Source organism: Candidatus Omnitrophota bacterium (assembly GCA_028717245.1).
Taxonomy (GTDB): Bacteria; Omnitrophota; Gorgyraeia; order Gygaellales; family Profunditerraquicolaceae; genus JAGUYA01.
Genome location: JAQUOD010000001.1, coordinates 56815 through 70814 on the forward strand (window position 1 = coordinate 56815; position 14000 = coordinate 70814).

At 43.4% G+C, this 14000-nt stretch carries 18 protein-coding genes; all 18 read right to left on the bottom strand.

Annotation, left to right across the window (positions count from 1 at the left end):
• Window positions 1–2: 2 nt before the first annotated feature.
• The 18 genes from PHV44_00340 to cobU all read right to left on the bottom strand — a co-directional run bounded on the left by PHV44_00340 (window position 3) and on the right by cobU (window position 13995).
• Window positions 3–1034, bottom strand: a complete 1032-nt coding sequence (locus PHV44_00340; protein MDD5591729.1) for an ATP-dependent 6-phosphofructokinase — start codon at window positions 1032–1034, stop codon at window positions 3–5.
• 25 nt (window positions 1035–1059) lie between these two features.
• On the bottom strand, window positions 1060–1662 hold the full coding sequence (amaP, locus tag PHV44_00345; protein ID MDD5591730.1) for an alkaline shock response membrane anchor protein AmaP: 603 nt from the start codon (window positions 1660–1662) through the stop codon (window positions 1060–1062).
• A gap of 3 nt (window positions 1663–1665) precedes the next feature.
• Entirely contained in the window at window positions 1666–2019 is a 354-nt protein-coding gene (locus PHV44_00350; GenBank protein MDD5591731.1) for an Asp23/Gls24 family envelope stress response protein, read from the bottom strand.
• Between the two features lie 33 nt (window positions 2020–2052).
• Window positions 2053–3423 carry an acetyl-CoA carboxylase biotin carboxylase subunit gene (gene accC / locus PHV44_00355; GenBank protein ID MDD5591732.1) on the bottom strand — a complete coding sequence of 457 codons (1371 nt, stop codon included), beginning with the start codon at window positions 3421–3423 and terminating at the stop codon, window positions 2053–2055.
• Between the two features lie 18 nt (window positions 3424–3441).
• A complete protein-coding gene (accB, locus tag PHV44_00360; protein MDD5591733.1) occupies window positions 3442–3900 on the bottom strand; it encodes an acetyl-CoA carboxylase biotin carboxyl carrier protein in 459 nt (152 codons plus the stop codon).
• 16 nt (window positions 3901–3916) lie between these two features.
• Window positions 3917–4483 carry an elongation factor P gene (efp, locus tag PHV44_00365; GenBank protein MDD5591734.1) on the bottom strand — a complete coding sequence of 189 codons (567 nt, stop codon included), beginning with the start codon at window positions 4481–4483 and terminating at the stop codon, window positions 3917–3919.
• Window positions 4464–5525, bottom strand: coding sequence for an aminopeptidase P family protein (locus PHV44_00370; GenBank protein MDD5591735.1), 1062 nt, complete (start codon window positions 5523–5525; stop codon window positions 4464–4466). The genes efp and PHV44_00370 overlap by 20 nt, the downstream gene beginning before the upstream one ends.
• Before the next feature lie 9 nt (window positions 5526–5534).
• The gene (gene aroQ, locus PHV44_00375; protein ID MDD5591736.1) at window positions 5535–5966 is read right to left on the bottom strand and encodes a type II 3-dehydroquinate dehydratase; all 432 of its coding nucleotides are present in this window, start codon (window positions 5964–5966) and stop codon (window positions 5535–5537) included.
• Window positions 5967–5970: 4 nt separating this feature from the next.
• Entirely contained in the window at window positions 5971–6126 is a 156-nt protein-coding gene (locus PHV44_00380; protein MDD5591737.1) for a Trm112 family protein, read from the bottom strand.
• Window positions 6123–6497: a DUF1844 domain-containing protein gene (locus tag PHV44_00385; GenBank protein ID MDD5591738.1), complete on the bottom strand. Its 375-nt coding sequence runs from the start codon at window positions 6495–6497 to the stop codon at window positions 6123–6125. Before PHV44_00385 ends, PHV44_00380 begins: the two co-directional genes overlap by 4 nt.
• Window positions 6475–7296, bottom strand: coding sequence for an AmmeMemoRadiSam system protein B (gene amrB / locus PHV44_00390; protein ID MDD5591739.1), 822 nt, complete (start codon window positions 7294–7296; stop codon window positions 6475–6477). Before amrB ends, PHV44_00385 begins: the two co-directional genes overlap by 23 nt.
• 7 nt (window positions 7297–7303) lie before the next feature.
• A complete protein-coding gene (gene rpsU / locus PHV44_00395) occupies window positions 7304–7465 on the bottom strand; it encodes a 30S ribosomal protein S21 (protein MDD5591740.1) in 162 nt (53 codons plus the stop codon).
• A gap of 193 nt (window positions 7466–7658) precedes the next feature.
• Window positions 7659–8342: a hypothetical protein gene (locus PHV44_00400; protein MDD5591741.1), complete on the bottom strand. Its 684-nt coding sequence runs from the start codon at window positions 8340–8342 to the stop codon at window positions 7659–7661.
• Window positions 8343–8808: 466 nt separating this feature from the next.
• The gene (locus tag PHV44_00405) at window positions 8809–10815 is read right to left on the bottom strand and encodes a TonB-dependent receptor (GenBank protein MDD5591742.1); all 2007 of its coding nucleotides are present in this window, start codon (window positions 10813–10815) and stop codon (window positions 8809–8811) included.
• 141 nt (window positions 10816–10956) lie between these two features.
• Window positions 10957–11637, bottom strand: coding sequence for a diphthine--ammonia ligase (locus tag PHV44_00410; protein MDD5591743.1), 681 nt, complete (start codon window positions 11635–11637; stop codon window positions 10957–10959).
• Window positions 11625–12380 carry an adenosylcobinamide-GDP ribazoletransferase gene (gene cobS / locus PHV44_00415; protein MDD5591744.1) on the bottom strand — a complete coding sequence of 252 codons (756 nt, stop codon included), beginning with the start codon at window positions 12378–12380 and terminating at the stop codon, window positions 11625–11627. The genes PHV44_00410 and cobS overlap by 13 nt, the downstream gene beginning before the upstream one ends.
• A complete protein-coding gene (cobT, locus tag PHV44_00420) occupies window positions 12377–13468 on the bottom strand; it encodes a nicotinate-nucleotide--dimethylbenzimidazole phosphoribosyltransferase (GenBank protein MDD5591745.1) in 1092 nt (363 codons plus the stop codon). The genes cobS and cobT overlap by 4 nt, the downstream gene beginning before the upstream one ends.
• Window positions 13469–13476: 8 nt before the next feature.
• Complete coding sequence (gene cobU / locus PHV44_00425) at window positions 13477–13995, bottom strand: bifunctional adenosylcobinamide kinase/adenosylcobinamide-phosphate guanylyltransferase (protein MDD5591746.1); 519 nt, start codon at window positions 13993–13995, stop codon at window positions 13477–13479.
• Window positions 13996–14000 lie beyond the last annotated feature (5 nt).

A 14000-nucleotide genomic window follows, 5' to 3' on the forward strand; every position in this document is an offset into this window, starting at 1 on the left:
TTTTAACCAAAGAATTCCTTTGCGATAGAGTAAAGTTCCATATCCACTGTTTTTAAAGCGGATACCGCTTCTTCAATGGCCACGTCAACGATTTTATTCCCTACCAGCGCGGCCATCCTGCCGAATTTCTTGTTTTTTATTAATTCCACTGCCTTTACCCCGAATCTTGTACCTAAAACTCTATCAAAAGCGCTGGGAGTGCCTCCTCTTTGAATATGGCCGAGGACGCTTACCCTTGTTTCGTAGCCCGTCCTTTTTTCTATCTCCTGGCCTAAAGATTCGCCTATTCCCCCTAACCTGACATGCCCGAATTCATCCAGTTTTTCTTCCTGCGTAATCATAGTGCCTTCTTTGAATTTCGCGCCTTCAGCTACCACCACTATGCTGAAGAGTTTGCCTCGCGTATGCCTCTTTTTTATAATAGCGCAGGTTTCCTCGATATCAATAGGCAGTTCGGGTATTAAAATTACGTCCGCCCCGCCTGCTATCCCCGCTTCTATGGCGATCCATCCGGCGTGCCTGCCCATGACTTCTACGACGATGATGCGGTGATGGCTTTCGGCAGTAGTATGCAGTTTGTCAATGCACTCCGTGGCAGTATTTAACGCCGTGTCAAAACCAAAGGTATAGTCTGTGGCAGAGAGGTCGTTATCTATGGTCTTGGGCACCCCCACAATATTAGTGATGCCGTCTTTGATTAATTTTGAGGCTACCCCTAAGGTATCTTCTCCGCCTACAGCAATAAGGGCGTCTAAACCGATTTTCTTATAATTGTCCCTTAGTTTTTGCAGGTCGCCTTCTTTTTTATATGGGTTTGTCCGGCTCGTGCCCAATATTGTCCCGCCCTTAGGCAATATGCCGGAGACGCTGGCAAGATTTAAGCTGACAATATCGTTTTCAATCAGGCCTTTCCAGCCGTTTTTGATACCGATTATTTCGTGCCCTTCATTTACTGCCTTTCTGACTGCCGCTCTGATTACCGGATTTAAGCCCGGGCAATCGCCTCCTCCGGTAAGAATACCAATTTTTGCCATATCCTCGCTCCTTTTATTTTATATTTTACACCCTGTAACCGCCAAACGGTATGGGGGGTTCTTCTTTTAATTGTTCTTTTCTTCTTTTATCTGTTTCCTGCGCAGAGATAATTTTTGCTACGTGAATCCTGATAATAATCTGCTCTTCAATCCCTAAAATTTCCTGTATTTTAGAGCGGGTTATCTCCTGCAGCCGTCCGGTCAGCTCCGGGATATTCGCCTCCGATTTCAGGACGACCCTGATATCGACGATGATACCTTTTTTAGTGGCGATTACATCAGGCCTCAATTCTTTTATTTCCGGGATAATAAAGCCTACCCGTTTTATCAGGTCTTCCACCGCTGAAAGCGCGATAGTTACCTCTCCCGAAGAAGTAGTGAAGGCAATAGTCTTCTCACGCTGGAACCTGCCCAAGATTAATTGCGCAAACGAGAAACTTATGAGTATTAACAAGAGGCCCGAAAGCCCGACGATTATCCTGGAATTAATCCCGTATTGCGCGTATGCCAAGAGGTTATTTATGTCTTGGGGCTGTAATAGGTTGAGAGAGAAAATTATCATTACTAATCCGATTAAAATAAGCACTACCGCATAAAATAATATCCCTAAGACCGTGAATATGCGCATAAGTTACCCCCTCTCTATACCCTGCACGTTTATATTGATATATTTGATGGATAGGCTGGTCATTTTCTCCAAGGCGTTACGTACATTTTCCTGGGCCTTATTGGCTACTTCGGGTATGTTGGAGCCGTATTTTATCACGAGCGGAATTTCTACGCGTATCTCCTCGTTTTTGTCAATCTGGACATCAATAGCCGTTGCGGATTTTTGCCCGATTAATTCCAGTATTCCGCTTTTTAAGTCTTTGCCGATACGTTTTACGCCCTCAATTTCCACTGCCGCTAAAGACGCTATTGAGGCAATGACGTTTTTATGTATCCTGATTTTTCCTAAATCCGTTTGTGATTCTTCTTTATGCATTGCCCCCTCCTGCTTACGCCAGGCACGGCGAAATTATTCATTTTGCGGGATGTCTTTGTATTCTTCCTTTAGCATCTCTTGGACAAAATGGGTGGATATCTTTCCTTCCAAAAAGGCAGAATCTGCCAGCAGGCGCTGGTGGAAGGGTATGGTAGTTTTTATGGGGGAGATAGTAAATTCGTTTAACGCCCTTTGCATTATTCTTATTGCTTCCTGGCGCGTGCCGGCGTAAGTTATTAGTTTGGCGACCAGCGAGTCGTAGTAGGGTGAGATTTCGTATCCGGCGTAGATATGGGTATCCAGGCGTACGCCCGGCCCGCCGGGCAGATTAAGCGTTTCTATCCTGCCCGGGGAAGGCGAAAAGTTATTGGTATAGTCTTCGGCGTTTATCCGGCATTCTATCGCAGCACCCTTTATCTGGATATCGTCCTGTTGAAAAGAGAGCCTCTCGCCCGCGGCAACGCGGATTTGTTCTTTTATCAAATCCATCCCGGTTACCATTTCGGTTACGGGGTGTTCTACCTGTATCCGGGTATTCATTTCCATAAAATAGAAGTTGTTATTACTGTCTAAAAGAAATTCAATGGTCCCGGCGCCGACATAGTTTATTGCCTTAGCGCCCTTTACGGCTAATTCTCCCAGGCGTTTGCGTAATTTATTGTCCACTACCGGCGAGGGGGATTCTTCCAATAGCTTCTGGTGCCTTCTCTGTATGCTGCAGTCCCTCTCTCCGAGGTGCACAATATGCCCGTGTTTATCAGAGAGGATCTGTATCTCTATATGCCGGGGCCTCTCGACATATTTTTCTATGTAGACATTAGAGTTGCCGAAATTCGCTTCTGCCTCTGCCTGGGCGGTCATCAGGCTAGCCACTAACCTGATATCATTGTGGGCGATCCTCATCCCTTTTCCGCCGCCGCCGGCAGCCGCTTTTATAATTACGGGATAGCCTATTTTTTTAGCGGTCCTGATAGCCTCTTCTTTATTTTTTATTGCGGCAATGCTCCCGGGCACTATAGGCAGGCCCGTCTTTTGCATATTGGCGCGCGCTGCCATTTTGTCGCCCATGAGCCGGATATTCTCCGGGGTAGGCCCGATAAAAGTTATCTGGCAGGACTCGCAGATTTCCGCGAAATGCGGGTTTTCGGCAAGAAAACCGTATCCCGGATGTATCGCGTCTACATCGGTGATTTCCGCGGCGCTGATAATCGCGGGGATATTTAAGTAACTGCTGCTGCTTTGCGGCTTGCCTATGCAGATGGCCTCATCAGCAAAGCGCACATGCAGAGAATTCCTGTCCGCCTCGGAATATACAGCGACGGTACGGATGTCTAATTCCCGGCAGGCACGGATGACCCGCAGGGCTATTTCGCCGCGGTTGGCTATTAAGATTTTTGAAAACATCGGTTTAGATTATTAATTTTAGAGGGGTTCGATGAGAAACATCGGTTGCCCGAATTCTACGGGTTCGGCATTATCCGCGAAAATTTCCAGGACCTTACCCTTCACTTCCGATTTTATTTCGTTCATTAATTTCATCGCCTCGATGATGCAGATAACCTGCCCCGGCTCTATTACCTGGCCCACCTCAGCATAGGGCGGCGCTTCCGGAGAGGGCGCGCGGTAAAATGTCCCTACCATCGGCGCCTTTATTTCTATCGTTTTTCCCGTTGTTTTTTCTGTGGTTTCGTAGGATTCTTCTCTGGGGTGTTCACCCGATACGCGTGTCCTTTCCACTATTATCGGCTGGTTAGCTGCATCTATGCCTGCGGCGCCGGTCTTTTTTAACCTGATGCGCATGCCGTCTTTTTCAATTTCCAGTTCTACCAGGCCGTTTTCGTTCATCAGGTTGATCATTTCCTTTATTTCTTTGATATTCATAGGAAACCTCGTATTTTTATGAGTATACCCTTTCGATATACTCTCCTGTGCGGGTATCTACTTTTATTTTATCCCCCGTATCTATAAAAAGCGGTACCTGTATGTTTGCCCCGGTCTCGATTTGCGCCGGCTTTGTGCCGCTTTTTGCGGTGTCCCCTTTTATCCCGGGTTCGGTATGGATAATTTTAAACTCAATAAAATTCGGCAGGTTGATGTTTAAGGTTTCGTTTTTATAGAAATACCCCATAACTTCCAGGTTATCTTTTAAAAATTTTTTCTTATCACCGATACTGTCTTCGGAGATGGATATTTCTTCATAATTATCCTGGTCCATAAAATGGTATATAGTGCCGGAGAAATACTGATATTGCAGCTTTCTTTCTTCTATAAAAGCAGCATCTATTTTTTCATCTCCCCGGAAAGTTTTCTCCTGGATGCCGCCGTTCCTTAAGTTTCTTAATTTTGCCCGGACGAAAGCGGCGCCTTTACCCGGTTTTACATGCTGGGTTTCTATGACCAGGTATACTTCTGCGTCTACCAGTATAGTTAACCCTGACTTGACGTCATTTATCGAGAGGGCCACTTAAGACCTCACATCCTTTTTTGGTTACTAAAACTATATCTTCTAACCTTATGCCGAACCTGTGGGGTAAATAAATCGCCGGCTCAACAGTAAAAACCATCCCCGGATTTAATATGCCTTTTTCTTTGCTGGATATGCTTGGTTTTTCGTGGACCTCCAGGCCTATCCCGTGTCCTAAGGCATGACCAAAAAACCCGCCGTATCCTTTTCGGGTTATGTATTGGCGGGCAGCTGTATCGATTCCGCTTATAGGGACAGCCGGTTTTATTTTTTCTATTGCCTTATCTTGGGCCCGGCGGACTATATCGTAAACCTTTCTTACAGTAGGGGTTATTTTACCTAAAAAGAAAATCCTTGTCAAGTCAGATTTATACCCCGCATACTCAACGCCTATATCCACCAAGACATGCTCGTTATTTTTAATTTTTCTCTGAGAGGTGCGGTGGTGGGGAAGGCTGGAGTTGGCCCCGGCAGCGACAATAATCTCAAAGGCGCAACCCTGGGCGCCGCGATACCTGACGAAACGCTCTATTTCTGCGGCAATTTCAATCTCTCTCTTTCCGGCTGAAATAAAATTACGGATAAACTCAAACGCCTTTACAGTAATCTGGATCGCGGTTTTTATCTTTTTAATTTCTTCCTTATCTTTTACCTGCCGCAGCCCCTCTATTAAACCATGAGTGGGAATAAATTCATATTTTTTATTTAATTTTATTTTATCCTCTCTATCTTCAGCTAAAGGAGAGCGCCTTTCTTCAAATCCTATGCGCTTAAGGCCTAAGTCCTGACAGAGCCTAGGTATGATTCTCATGATCGGGCCATCGGCCTGTTTTACCGTTGCAATGTTCTTTAAACATGCCCTGGCTTCTTGGATATATCTAGAGTCTGTGATATAAATATTCTTTTGCCTGGATATTAAAAGGTGGGAATCACGGCTGGTGAAATCAGTAAGATAAGAGATGTTGGCGGGAGAAAAGACCAGCAGGGCATCTAGATTTTTTTCTTTTAATTTTGTATATATGTATTTTATACGTAAATTCATAAGATAGCATCAAAGTAAATCTATCAGTGCCTCCAGGCCCAGCAGGTAACTTTTAGCGCCAAAACCCAGTATTGTGCCTTTTACTACCGGGCTGATCAGGGATTTTTGCCTGAATTCTTCGCGGGAGTAAATGTTGGAGAGATGAACTTCTACCGCTAATATGTTTGCGGCTGCTATAGCGTCCCTGATGGCAACGCTGGTATGCGTATAGGCAGCGGGGTTTATTAGTAAGCCGGCGTATTTATTTTTCATCCTGCCGATTAAATCGACGATTTCTCCTTCGTGGTTAGACTGTTTTATGGCCAGGACTACCCCTCTTTTTTTAGCAATTTTTTGCAAGGCGCCATTTATCTGTTGGAGAGTTACTTTACCGTAGATACCGGGTTCCCTCTTACCCAATAAATCCAGGTTCGGGCCGTGGATTACGAGAATTTTTTTCATTTTATTAATCTTCTGCTTCGTCAATCAACATTATGGGGATATCGTCTTTAATAGGGTATTTCTTACCGCACTTTTTACAGACGATTTTGTTGTCTTTTAGTTCCACGTCTGCCTTGCAGGCAGGGCATGCCAGGATGTCTAATAATTCTTTGTCTATCATTTTGTCCCTCCTTGCGCTTGAGATATATACTGCATCCTTAATTCGTAAAGTATGTTTTCCAGGAAGTTTGCTTCTTCTGGCTTCAGGTTTCCTTTTGTTTTTTCTTTGAGCATCCCCAGGGTGTCAATAATGAATTTTGCCTGTATGAGGTTTTCTTCTTTTTTATTTGTCGCGGGGTTAGGGACCTGGCCTAAGTCAATGGATGCCTGAAGCGAAAGCGTAGTGACGAAGAAAATAAAATCCGGTTCGGGCGGAGCGGTTTTCCCTTCTTTCTTTAGGTTTTCTTTCTCTTTTTCCGCCGCTTCTTTCCAGCTCTCGTCGATATTTTTATTTAATTCGTCCATTGTTTTAGTATAAGATGATGCCGGCATAACCCACTACGCTAGTTTTATCCTGGGTTATATCGCCGCTGGTTTGATATTGTATGAGTTTGGCTTTTCTTGCGCCCAGCCTTTTGGCAGCAGAGATCATCGTGATCACCGGGGCATATCCGCACATTGATATATTTAAACGCCGCAGCGTATGCATAAGTTTATCCTCGTCTAATTCCAAAATCGCCTCTATAGCCTGGCTGTCTTTTTTTTGGGCCTCTTCCTGCGGTTCGTAGTGGGTCATATCAGAACTGGCTGCCAGAAGAGGTAAATCTTTAAGTTTAAGCCCCGTTATAGTATCGGCGATCTCGCTACCTATTTTTTTAAGAGTTTCTACTTCATCGGAGAGCAGGATAATAGGTACGATTTCCAGGTCGTTTCTGAAATATTGCAAGAAAGGCAGCTCTACTTCCAGGGAATGTTCATATGCATGGGCTAAGGGGTCTTCTTCTAAATATTGAGAATGCCGTAAAATTTCTTTTGCCAGGCCGCTATCTATTTTGACCTCACCTAACGGAGTCTGCCAGCTGCCTTCGGATACGATACTGAATTTCGCTCCGTAACCGGTATGGTTAGGCCCCAGGAGGATTACCTTTTTCCTTATATGAATATGCGAAATTGTCCGGGCTGCTACGGCTCCCGAATACATATAACCGGCATGCGGCAGGATACAACCAATGGCATCTGATTTAGCCGCTTTTTTATCAATAAGTGAGGCTATTTGTTCTTTGAGTTCTTTCGGGGAAGACGGATAAAATTGCCCTGCTACCGCAGGCGGCCTTAACTTAGATTTTTCCATGCCAGGCTTATCTTCTTCCTCTTGACTTCTTTCTTTTGCGTTCGCTGGGTTTTTCGTAATGTTTGCGGTCTCTGAGCTCTCTTAGGATGCCTTCCTGCTCAATCTTTCTCTTGAAACGGCGCAACGCCGACTCAAAGGATTCGTCTTTTTTGATTTCAATCTCCGGCATATATAATCATCTCCCTTCCGTTTTTATTTGAATTATCAATATAGCACTAAATTTAAGGGGTGTCAATAATTTAGGTAATACCGCGGGGTTTATACATTCGCGGCCAGAAAAACCCTGCTCTTCAGGGCAAGGATGAAGAATGGCCGCTTTAGTATTTCGTTCCAAGAGGCCATGGGCTTTAGCCCATGGAGCTTCATTCGACCTCAAAAGAGATGATTACGTTAAAGGAGAGCTGGGGGTAATCCAGTTCTTTGGGAAAGTTCGCAAACGGTGAGGATTCTTTTACGCTTCTAAGGGCGATCTCCCTTAGGTAAGGGATAGGTGATGATTTTTCTTGCAGTAACCGCGTTTCTTTCAGGGAGCCATCAGAGAGGATAACGAAAGAAAGATACACCTCGCCCACTTCTACCCGGCTATAGTTTTGGTAAGCCGAGCGCCTGATCTTCTCGCGCACCATCTGGTAATAAGTTATGTAGGAAGGGCTATTGATTTTATTGATATCTATGGGGGGTAAGGTTATCTTTTTTTTAACGGCGATAATATCAGGTTTTATAAAAGCGGGTTTGGTAAAGGTATATTTTTGAGAAAGGGCCTGCCTGTCTTTTTTAAAGATAACCTCTCTGTCTATGAAGGGCGGCGGGGCTGCTTTCATAGCTGTTGCCTTAGGGGACGATTTTAAAAAGTCCTGTTTTGGCTGGGGTATTTCCTGGTGCGCCTGCTTTTTTAGCGCCGGCTCTATATAACTTACTTCTAGATTTTGCTTTTTTTTATCCGCTGAAGAAAGATGCGGGTTAAGATTAGGATTCTGGAATAGGATAACGCCGTGGGCGGCTAAAGATAATAAAAACGCGATTTTAAAGGCTTTATCTGAAAGCATGAGATTTATATTAACATAATTGGTTTTGGTTTACAAGTTTTGATTTAAAGGGGGTAGTATACTCAATCTTGTGTAAATTATATCAGGCAGCGGGTCCTGCCTGCCGAGCCACTTCGCCGTCCTCGCTTTTGGCTGCGGGCGGCAAGGTCTTCGTTTCGTCAGTCACCCACTGGACAGAAAACCAAACAAAACCGCCAAACAAGCGCCAAACACAAACAAGACGCTCTTAATAATTATATCTCTTGCAATAAGTTGCGTAACAATTCTTATGTCTAGCCTGCCTCTGCCTTAAGGCTTAAAAAGAATTGTTTTATAACTCTAGTGATTATATAGAGTTAACAACAGCGTCTTGGTCATTACAACAGCGTCTTGGTCATTGGTCATTGGTCACTTTGGTTATTTGCGTTGGTTATTTGGTTACTTTTACTGTTTTGGTCACTGTTGGTCACTGAAGGCTATGCCGTGTTTAAAACTTTATAGAGCCACCCACAGTAAAATTTCTTTCTGCTGCTGGATAATAATTTTTATACGTCCTATCGAAACTAGCCGCACCATATTCGTAATATTCTTCATTGAATAAGTTATTAATTCCTAAAAATGCCGAGACAATACCTTTATCAAAAATTAATTTGGTATCTACGGTAAGATAAGAAGCCATACGCGGCAGCACATTAGCTTGGTCGCTGATAAAATACCTTTCCCCGATGTAATTACCCACCAAGGAAAATATAAAATATTTATGGAATTTTATATCCCCGCCCAAACTCCATTTATGAACAGGAACCGCCGGAATCATTTTTTTATCATATGTGCCGCCCTTAAAATATGCATCTGTAAACGTATAATTGGCAAAGAGTTTAATCCTTTCATCCCATTTCATGTCTGTGCTGAATTCTAATCCTCTGTGGATTGTCTTATCATAATTAGTATTATTGCCCGTTGTCGGCTCATAATATATCTCATTCCTAACTTTCATCATATAGCCGGTTAGCCCGATGAGGAAGTTTTTATTTAAACTATGGCGAATGCCGGCTTCGTAATTCTTTGCCGTCTGAGGGCCAAGGGCGGAATTTAGACCTCCTCCCGGCCCAAGCCCGTAGTCAAATTTATTCACATAAACTTCATCAACCAGCGGAAGGCGGAAGCTGTTGGCAAAACTTAAATAAACATTTGAGTCAGCACGGTAGTTATAATTTAGCGCGGCATTAAACACACTTTCCTTAAATCTGCTCTTTTCTGAACCAATTAAAACCGCTTCCTGTTCAAAGTTATAACGCGCAGTTTCGTACCGGGTCCCTCCGGTAAAGGAAAATTTATCGGTAAAATAAAACTGGTCCATTAAATAAAACCCGTAATCTTTCTTAGACAAAGTAAGCTTGTCAGGGTTACCGGCATAACTACCATCATTTATGTCTTGCTCTGCATCAAAATAGTCTATACCGGCGATAAACTTATTTCTATTCCTAAATATTTTATTTTCCAATAAATATTTTGAATTCATGGTATAGGTAACGGTATTTCTTTCGCTCATCCAAGAATACTTAACATTATTAAAGAATGTATCTCTTTTTCTTTTGGCCAAATCAACCTCAACTTTACCGAATTCATCCAAATCTCCTTCGATACCAAAGTCAATAAAATAGTCTCTAGACCTTGCAAAATCGTCGGGAGTAACCGATGCGCGCCTGTCCCTGGTATTTAATTCTCCGTCTAATAGCCCGCCGGGAAGTCCGTATTTATCTGTGTGATTCCCAAAAGTAAATCTGGTTTTTAAGCTCTCATTTAAGGAATATTTTAATTTTCCGTTAAAATCATTGCGTATCAGGTCACTATTTATTCTATATCCGTCTGTTCGATATTGTTCAAAAAGGCCTAAGCCGGAAAAATTTTCTTTATCAAGAGAAAGCTCAATGTTTTCTCCATAAGTCCCATAGCTACCCCCAAGTAAGCCTAATTTCAATTCATTTTTTCTATACGCGGGTTCTTTGGTAATTATATTAATTACACCTCCAGATGCGTTATCGCCATACAATACGCTCCCTGCGCCCCTGAGGATTTCAATTTTCTCAACCATGGAAACAGGTATCTGCGTCCAGTCGGTGCCGCTTAAGTCGATATTATTCACCCGTCTGCCATCTACGAGCACTAGCACATTGCTCAAGCCGGTTTCTCCGAAACCGCGGATATCGGCATTTGTAGTTTTACCATTACCGATGTAATCCCGCATTATCACTGAACCCTGGCCACTAAGGAGTTCGGGTATGGTTTTTGCTTTTGAGCGTTCAATCTGGCCTTTTGTAATAACAGAGATATTGTTGGGTGTTTTGCCCATTTCTTCTTCGTTCCTGTTTGGGGTTACGACAATCCTTTCTAAATCAATATCTTCTGCTTGACACAAACTGCTTGAAAGTAAAACCAATCCTGCGAAGACAATCAGTGTTTGCCTGACCTTTTTTAGCCTAAACCTTTTCATGACTTGATTCTCCTTTCCCTTCTTCGCGAAGGTACTTTCCTTCCAGTAGGCGATCGACCGGACTTGAAACCCTAAATAGGGTTTTACCGTTGCGCGGGCAGTGCCTGGAATCTCCACCAGGACTTCCTTCGCCTACCCGGATTAGATAGTTTTATATTTTTTAATATCGAGAAACCAGTGTTTCCAGAAGCCTTCCTTGATAATGGGTTCGGCTTTTAGTATCTGAATCCGTTTCTTAAAAATCGGGCCGTCTATCACCAGGGTATGGAATTCTCCGTTTTCGCCGCAGGGGCAGATATTCCTTGTTTTCAACTCGCTGATTAAATCCGTGTCTATCGGACGGCCGAGGAATTCTTTGCCCATTATGTCTGCTTTACAGCTGACAATAATCGCCTTAAAGCCGAGTTTTATAAAATCTTTGATAATTTCTTCCGGCGGTAAATTCCATAACGGCTCTACGGCAGAAATATCTAAATCTTTGCAGACACGTTTAACCCAATTCTCATGTTCTTCTAAATAAATATCCCCGAAAACCATTGCCTTGACGCCTTTGAATTTAAACTCTCTAACCGCAGCCTTAAATTCCTCTTCATATTTTTTCATATCCGGGCTTACTTCTTTTTGAATCAGGGGTATGCCTATTGCTTCTGTTTGGGCCTGCATGAGCTTATTTTCTATTCCGTGAAAACATCCGCGTTTGGATTCCCGCGAGATAAAATTCAAAAGGTATTTTACCTGATAGCCCTCTTGGATTGCCTTATAGCAAGCCAGGCAGCTGTCTTTACCGCCGCTCCATGAAGATATCGCCGTTAAATTATCCATAGGTTGCCCCTTTCTAAAATGCATATACTAAATAATATGATGACCTCAGTTATTTCTTCTGCTGCGCCAAGGGTGTCTCCGGTTATTCCGCCGATTTTTTTATCCATAGCTTTACCGAAAATATAATTAACCCCGGCTATTATCATAAGAACTAATAGCCCTTTTATCCTCCAGATTGCGATTACGGGAATCAGGGTGATTATAGTCGCTAAGATAAATATTTTTAAAGTTATTCCCTGCGTAAAAGTCTTTGCTTTACCCTCTTCTCTGGCATAAGGGAATAAAAATATCGTAAAGACCATAGACCATCTGCTCAGTATGCACATTAAGAGCAATGCAGTCATTTTGGAAGATATGCCTAGCGTAGAAAGAAAAGAGGACTTTAATAGTAGCATGCTTATTATTGCCAAGACCCCCATTACGCCGATGTGGGGATCGCGCATAATCGTAAGCATCTCTTCTTTGCTCTTTCTGCTCAATAAGGCATCGGCAGTATCGGCTAGGCCGTCTAAATGCATCCCGCCTGTAAGTATGACGAGGGAGATAACCAGGATAATATTTATGGAGAATTCCGGGAAATTCAGGTTAAGGAATAAATTGTCTATTCCTACTAAAGCCAACCCCAGCAATAGCCCGATCAATGGGAAGCATATCATTGATTTTGCTAATTCATCTTCTCGTGCGAGGCTGACCTTAACGGGAATAATGGTTAAGAATTGTAGCGCCAAGAGTAGGCTCTTCATTTATCGGTTTTTTGGGATACGCCCGCGCTTTTAAAGGTAGCCATCTGGGTTAAAATCTTTATTGCCGCATCTATTATGTTTATTCCTAAGGCAGCACCCGTGCCTTCTCCCAGCCTTAGGTTTAAATCCAGAAGGGGCTTAAGGCCCAAATATTCTAATATAACCTTGTGGCCTTTTTCTACTGAACAGTGGCTGGCGATCATGTAATCTTTGGTTTTCGGTTCTATTTGATAAGCGATTAATGCCGCAGCAGCAGATATAAATCCGTCTATTATTACCGGGACCCTTTTACTTGCGGCTGCTAAAATTATACCGGCCAGCCCCCCTATCTCAAAGCCGCCTACCTTAGCCAGGATATCGATAGCATCGTCAGGATCGGGTTTATTCAATGCCAAGGCCTTTTTGATAACCCTGATTTTATTCTTCATGCCTTTATCGTCAATTCCCGTTCCTTTACCAGTAACATCCGCAACAGGTTTTTTTGTAATTACCGCGGTAATCGCGCTGGCTGCAGTGGTATTGCCGATACCCATCTCTCCGGTTCCGATAATATCAATACCTTTTTTCCCGCCGGAGGCGGATCCGCCTTTGACGGAAAATTCATCTGTAAATATTTCTATCCCTGCCTCAATAGCTTTTATTGCTTCAGGCCTGGTCATTGCCGGGCCAACTGCCATATTCTTAGTGCCGTAATTTATTTTTTTAATCACAAGGGCCGGGTGAGGTTTTAAATCCTGGACAACACCCAAGTCCGCCACTATAACCCTTGCTCCGGCATGCCTGGCTAAAACATTTATCCCTGCGCCGCCGCTTAAGAAGTTATAGACCATTTGCGCGGTGACTTCTTGGGGATACGCGCTTACGCCTTCCCGGGCTACCCCATGGTCAGCCGCAAAAGTAAAGATGGCCTTATTCTTAAGCTTCGGGTTTTCTTTTGCGGTTATACCTGCAATAAGCCTGGCTAATTCTTCTAATCTCCCCAGGCTCCCAATAGGCTTAGTCAGGTTATTGAGCCTTTCTTGCGTCAAATCCATAAGCCTTTTGTTAATTTCGGCGATATTACTTAAGGTTTCTTTTAGTTTATCCATGCCTTGCTCTATTTTATTTTTAGGGGGATACCCGCAACCATAAAAAATACCTCGTCGGATTCTCTGGCAACGAATTGGTTTATCTTGCCGGCAATATCCCGGAAATCCCTGCCTAGCTTGTTCTTTGGCACTATGCCCAAACCCACTTCGTTAGATACGATAATGGCGCTGGCCCTGCTTTTTTTTAATTCGGATAAGACTTTATTTATTTCTTCATAGATAGCCGGTTCCCGGAGCCCCTTTAGTATTAAATTTGATACCAGAAGCGTCAGGCAGTCCAATAAAATAAGCGGGAATTTTTTAATGATTTTATACAGGAGTTTTGAGATATTAACCGGCTCTTCAAAGGTCTGCCAGTTTCTTGGCCTGTTCTTTTTATGCAGATTTATGCGCTTAGCCATTTCCTTATCCAGGGCCTGGCAGGTGGCAATAAAGGCAACCTTTCTTTTACCTTTCTTGGCTAACTCAAGGGCATAAGCGCTCTTACCGCTACGCGCGCCGCCGGTAATAAAAATAATTTTAGCCATATTGA

What these genes read in the sequence shown, in the direction of transcription:
- cobU (MDD5591746.1), bottom strand. Translation starts at nt 13,995, where the DNA reads ATGGCTAAAATTATTTTTATTACCGGCGGCGCGCGTAGCGGTAAGAGC.
- PHV44_00410 (MDD5591743.1), bottom strand. Translation starts at nt 11,637, where the DNA reads ATGGATAATTTAACGGCGATATCTTCATGGAGCGGCGGTAAAGACAGC.
- rpsU (MDD5591740.1), bottom strand. Translation starts at nt 7,465, where the DNA reads ATGCCGGAGATTGAAATCAAAAAAGACGAATCCTTTGAGTCGGCGTTG.
- PHV44_00370 (MDD5591735.1), bottom strand. Translation starts at nt 5,525, where the DNA reads ATGAATTTACGTATAAAATACATATATACAAAATTAAAAGAAAAAAAT.
- amrB (MDD5591739.1), bottom strand. Translation starts at nt 7,296, where the DNA reads ATGGAAAAATCTAAGTTAAGGCCGCCTGCGGTAGCAGGGCAATTTTAT.
- PHV44_00350 (MDD5591731.1), bottom strand. Translation starts at nt 2,019, where the DNA reads ATGCATAAAGAAGAATCACAAACGGATTTAGGAAAAATCAGGATACAT.
- aroQ (MDD5591736.1), bottom strand. Translation starts at nt 5,966, where the DNA reads ATGAAAAAAATTCTCGTAATCCACGGCCCGAACCTGGATTTATTGGGT.
- PHV44_00405 (MDD5591742.1), bottom strand. Translation starts at nt 10,815, where the DNA reads ATGAAAAGGTTTAGGCTAAAAAAGGTCAGGCAAACACTGATTGTCTTC.
- PHV44_00380 (MDD5591737.1), bottom strand. Translation starts at nt 6,126, where the DNA reads ATGATAGACAAAGAATTATTAGACATCCTGGCATGCCCTGCCTGCAAG.
- accC (MDD5591732.1), bottom strand. Translation starts at nt 3,423, where the DNA reads ATGTTTTCAAAAATCTTAATAGCCAACCGCGGCGAAATAGCCCTGCGG.
- PHV44_00400 (MDD5591741.1), bottom strand. Translation starts at nt 8,342, where the DNA reads ATGCTTTCAGATAAAGCCTTTAAAATCGCGTTTTTATTATCTTTAGCC.
- cobT (MDD5591745.1), bottom strand. Translation starts at nt 13,468, where the DNA reads ATGGATAAACTAAAAGAAACCTTAAGTAATATCGCCGAAATTAACAAA.
- accB (MDD5591733.1), bottom strand. Translation starts at nt 3,900, where the DNA reads ATGAATATCAAAGAAATAAAGGAAATGATCAACCTGATGAACGAAAAC.
- PHV44_00385 (MDD5591738.1), bottom strand. Translation starts at nt 6,497, where the DNA reads ATGCCGGCATCATCTTATACTAAAACAATGGACGAATTAAATAAAAAT.
- cobS (MDD5591744.1), bottom strand. Translation starts at nt 12,380, where the DNA reads ATGAAGAGCCTACTCTTGGCGCTACAATTCTTAACCATTATTCCCGTT.
- amaP (MDD5591730.1), bottom strand. Translation starts at nt 1,662, where the DNA reads ATGCGCATATTCACGGTCTTAGGGATATTATTTTATGCGGTAGTGCTT.
- PHV44_00340 (MDD5591729.1), bottom strand. Translation starts at nt 1,034, where the DNA reads ATGGCAAAAATTGGTATTCTTACCGGAGGAGGCGATTGCCCGGGCTTA.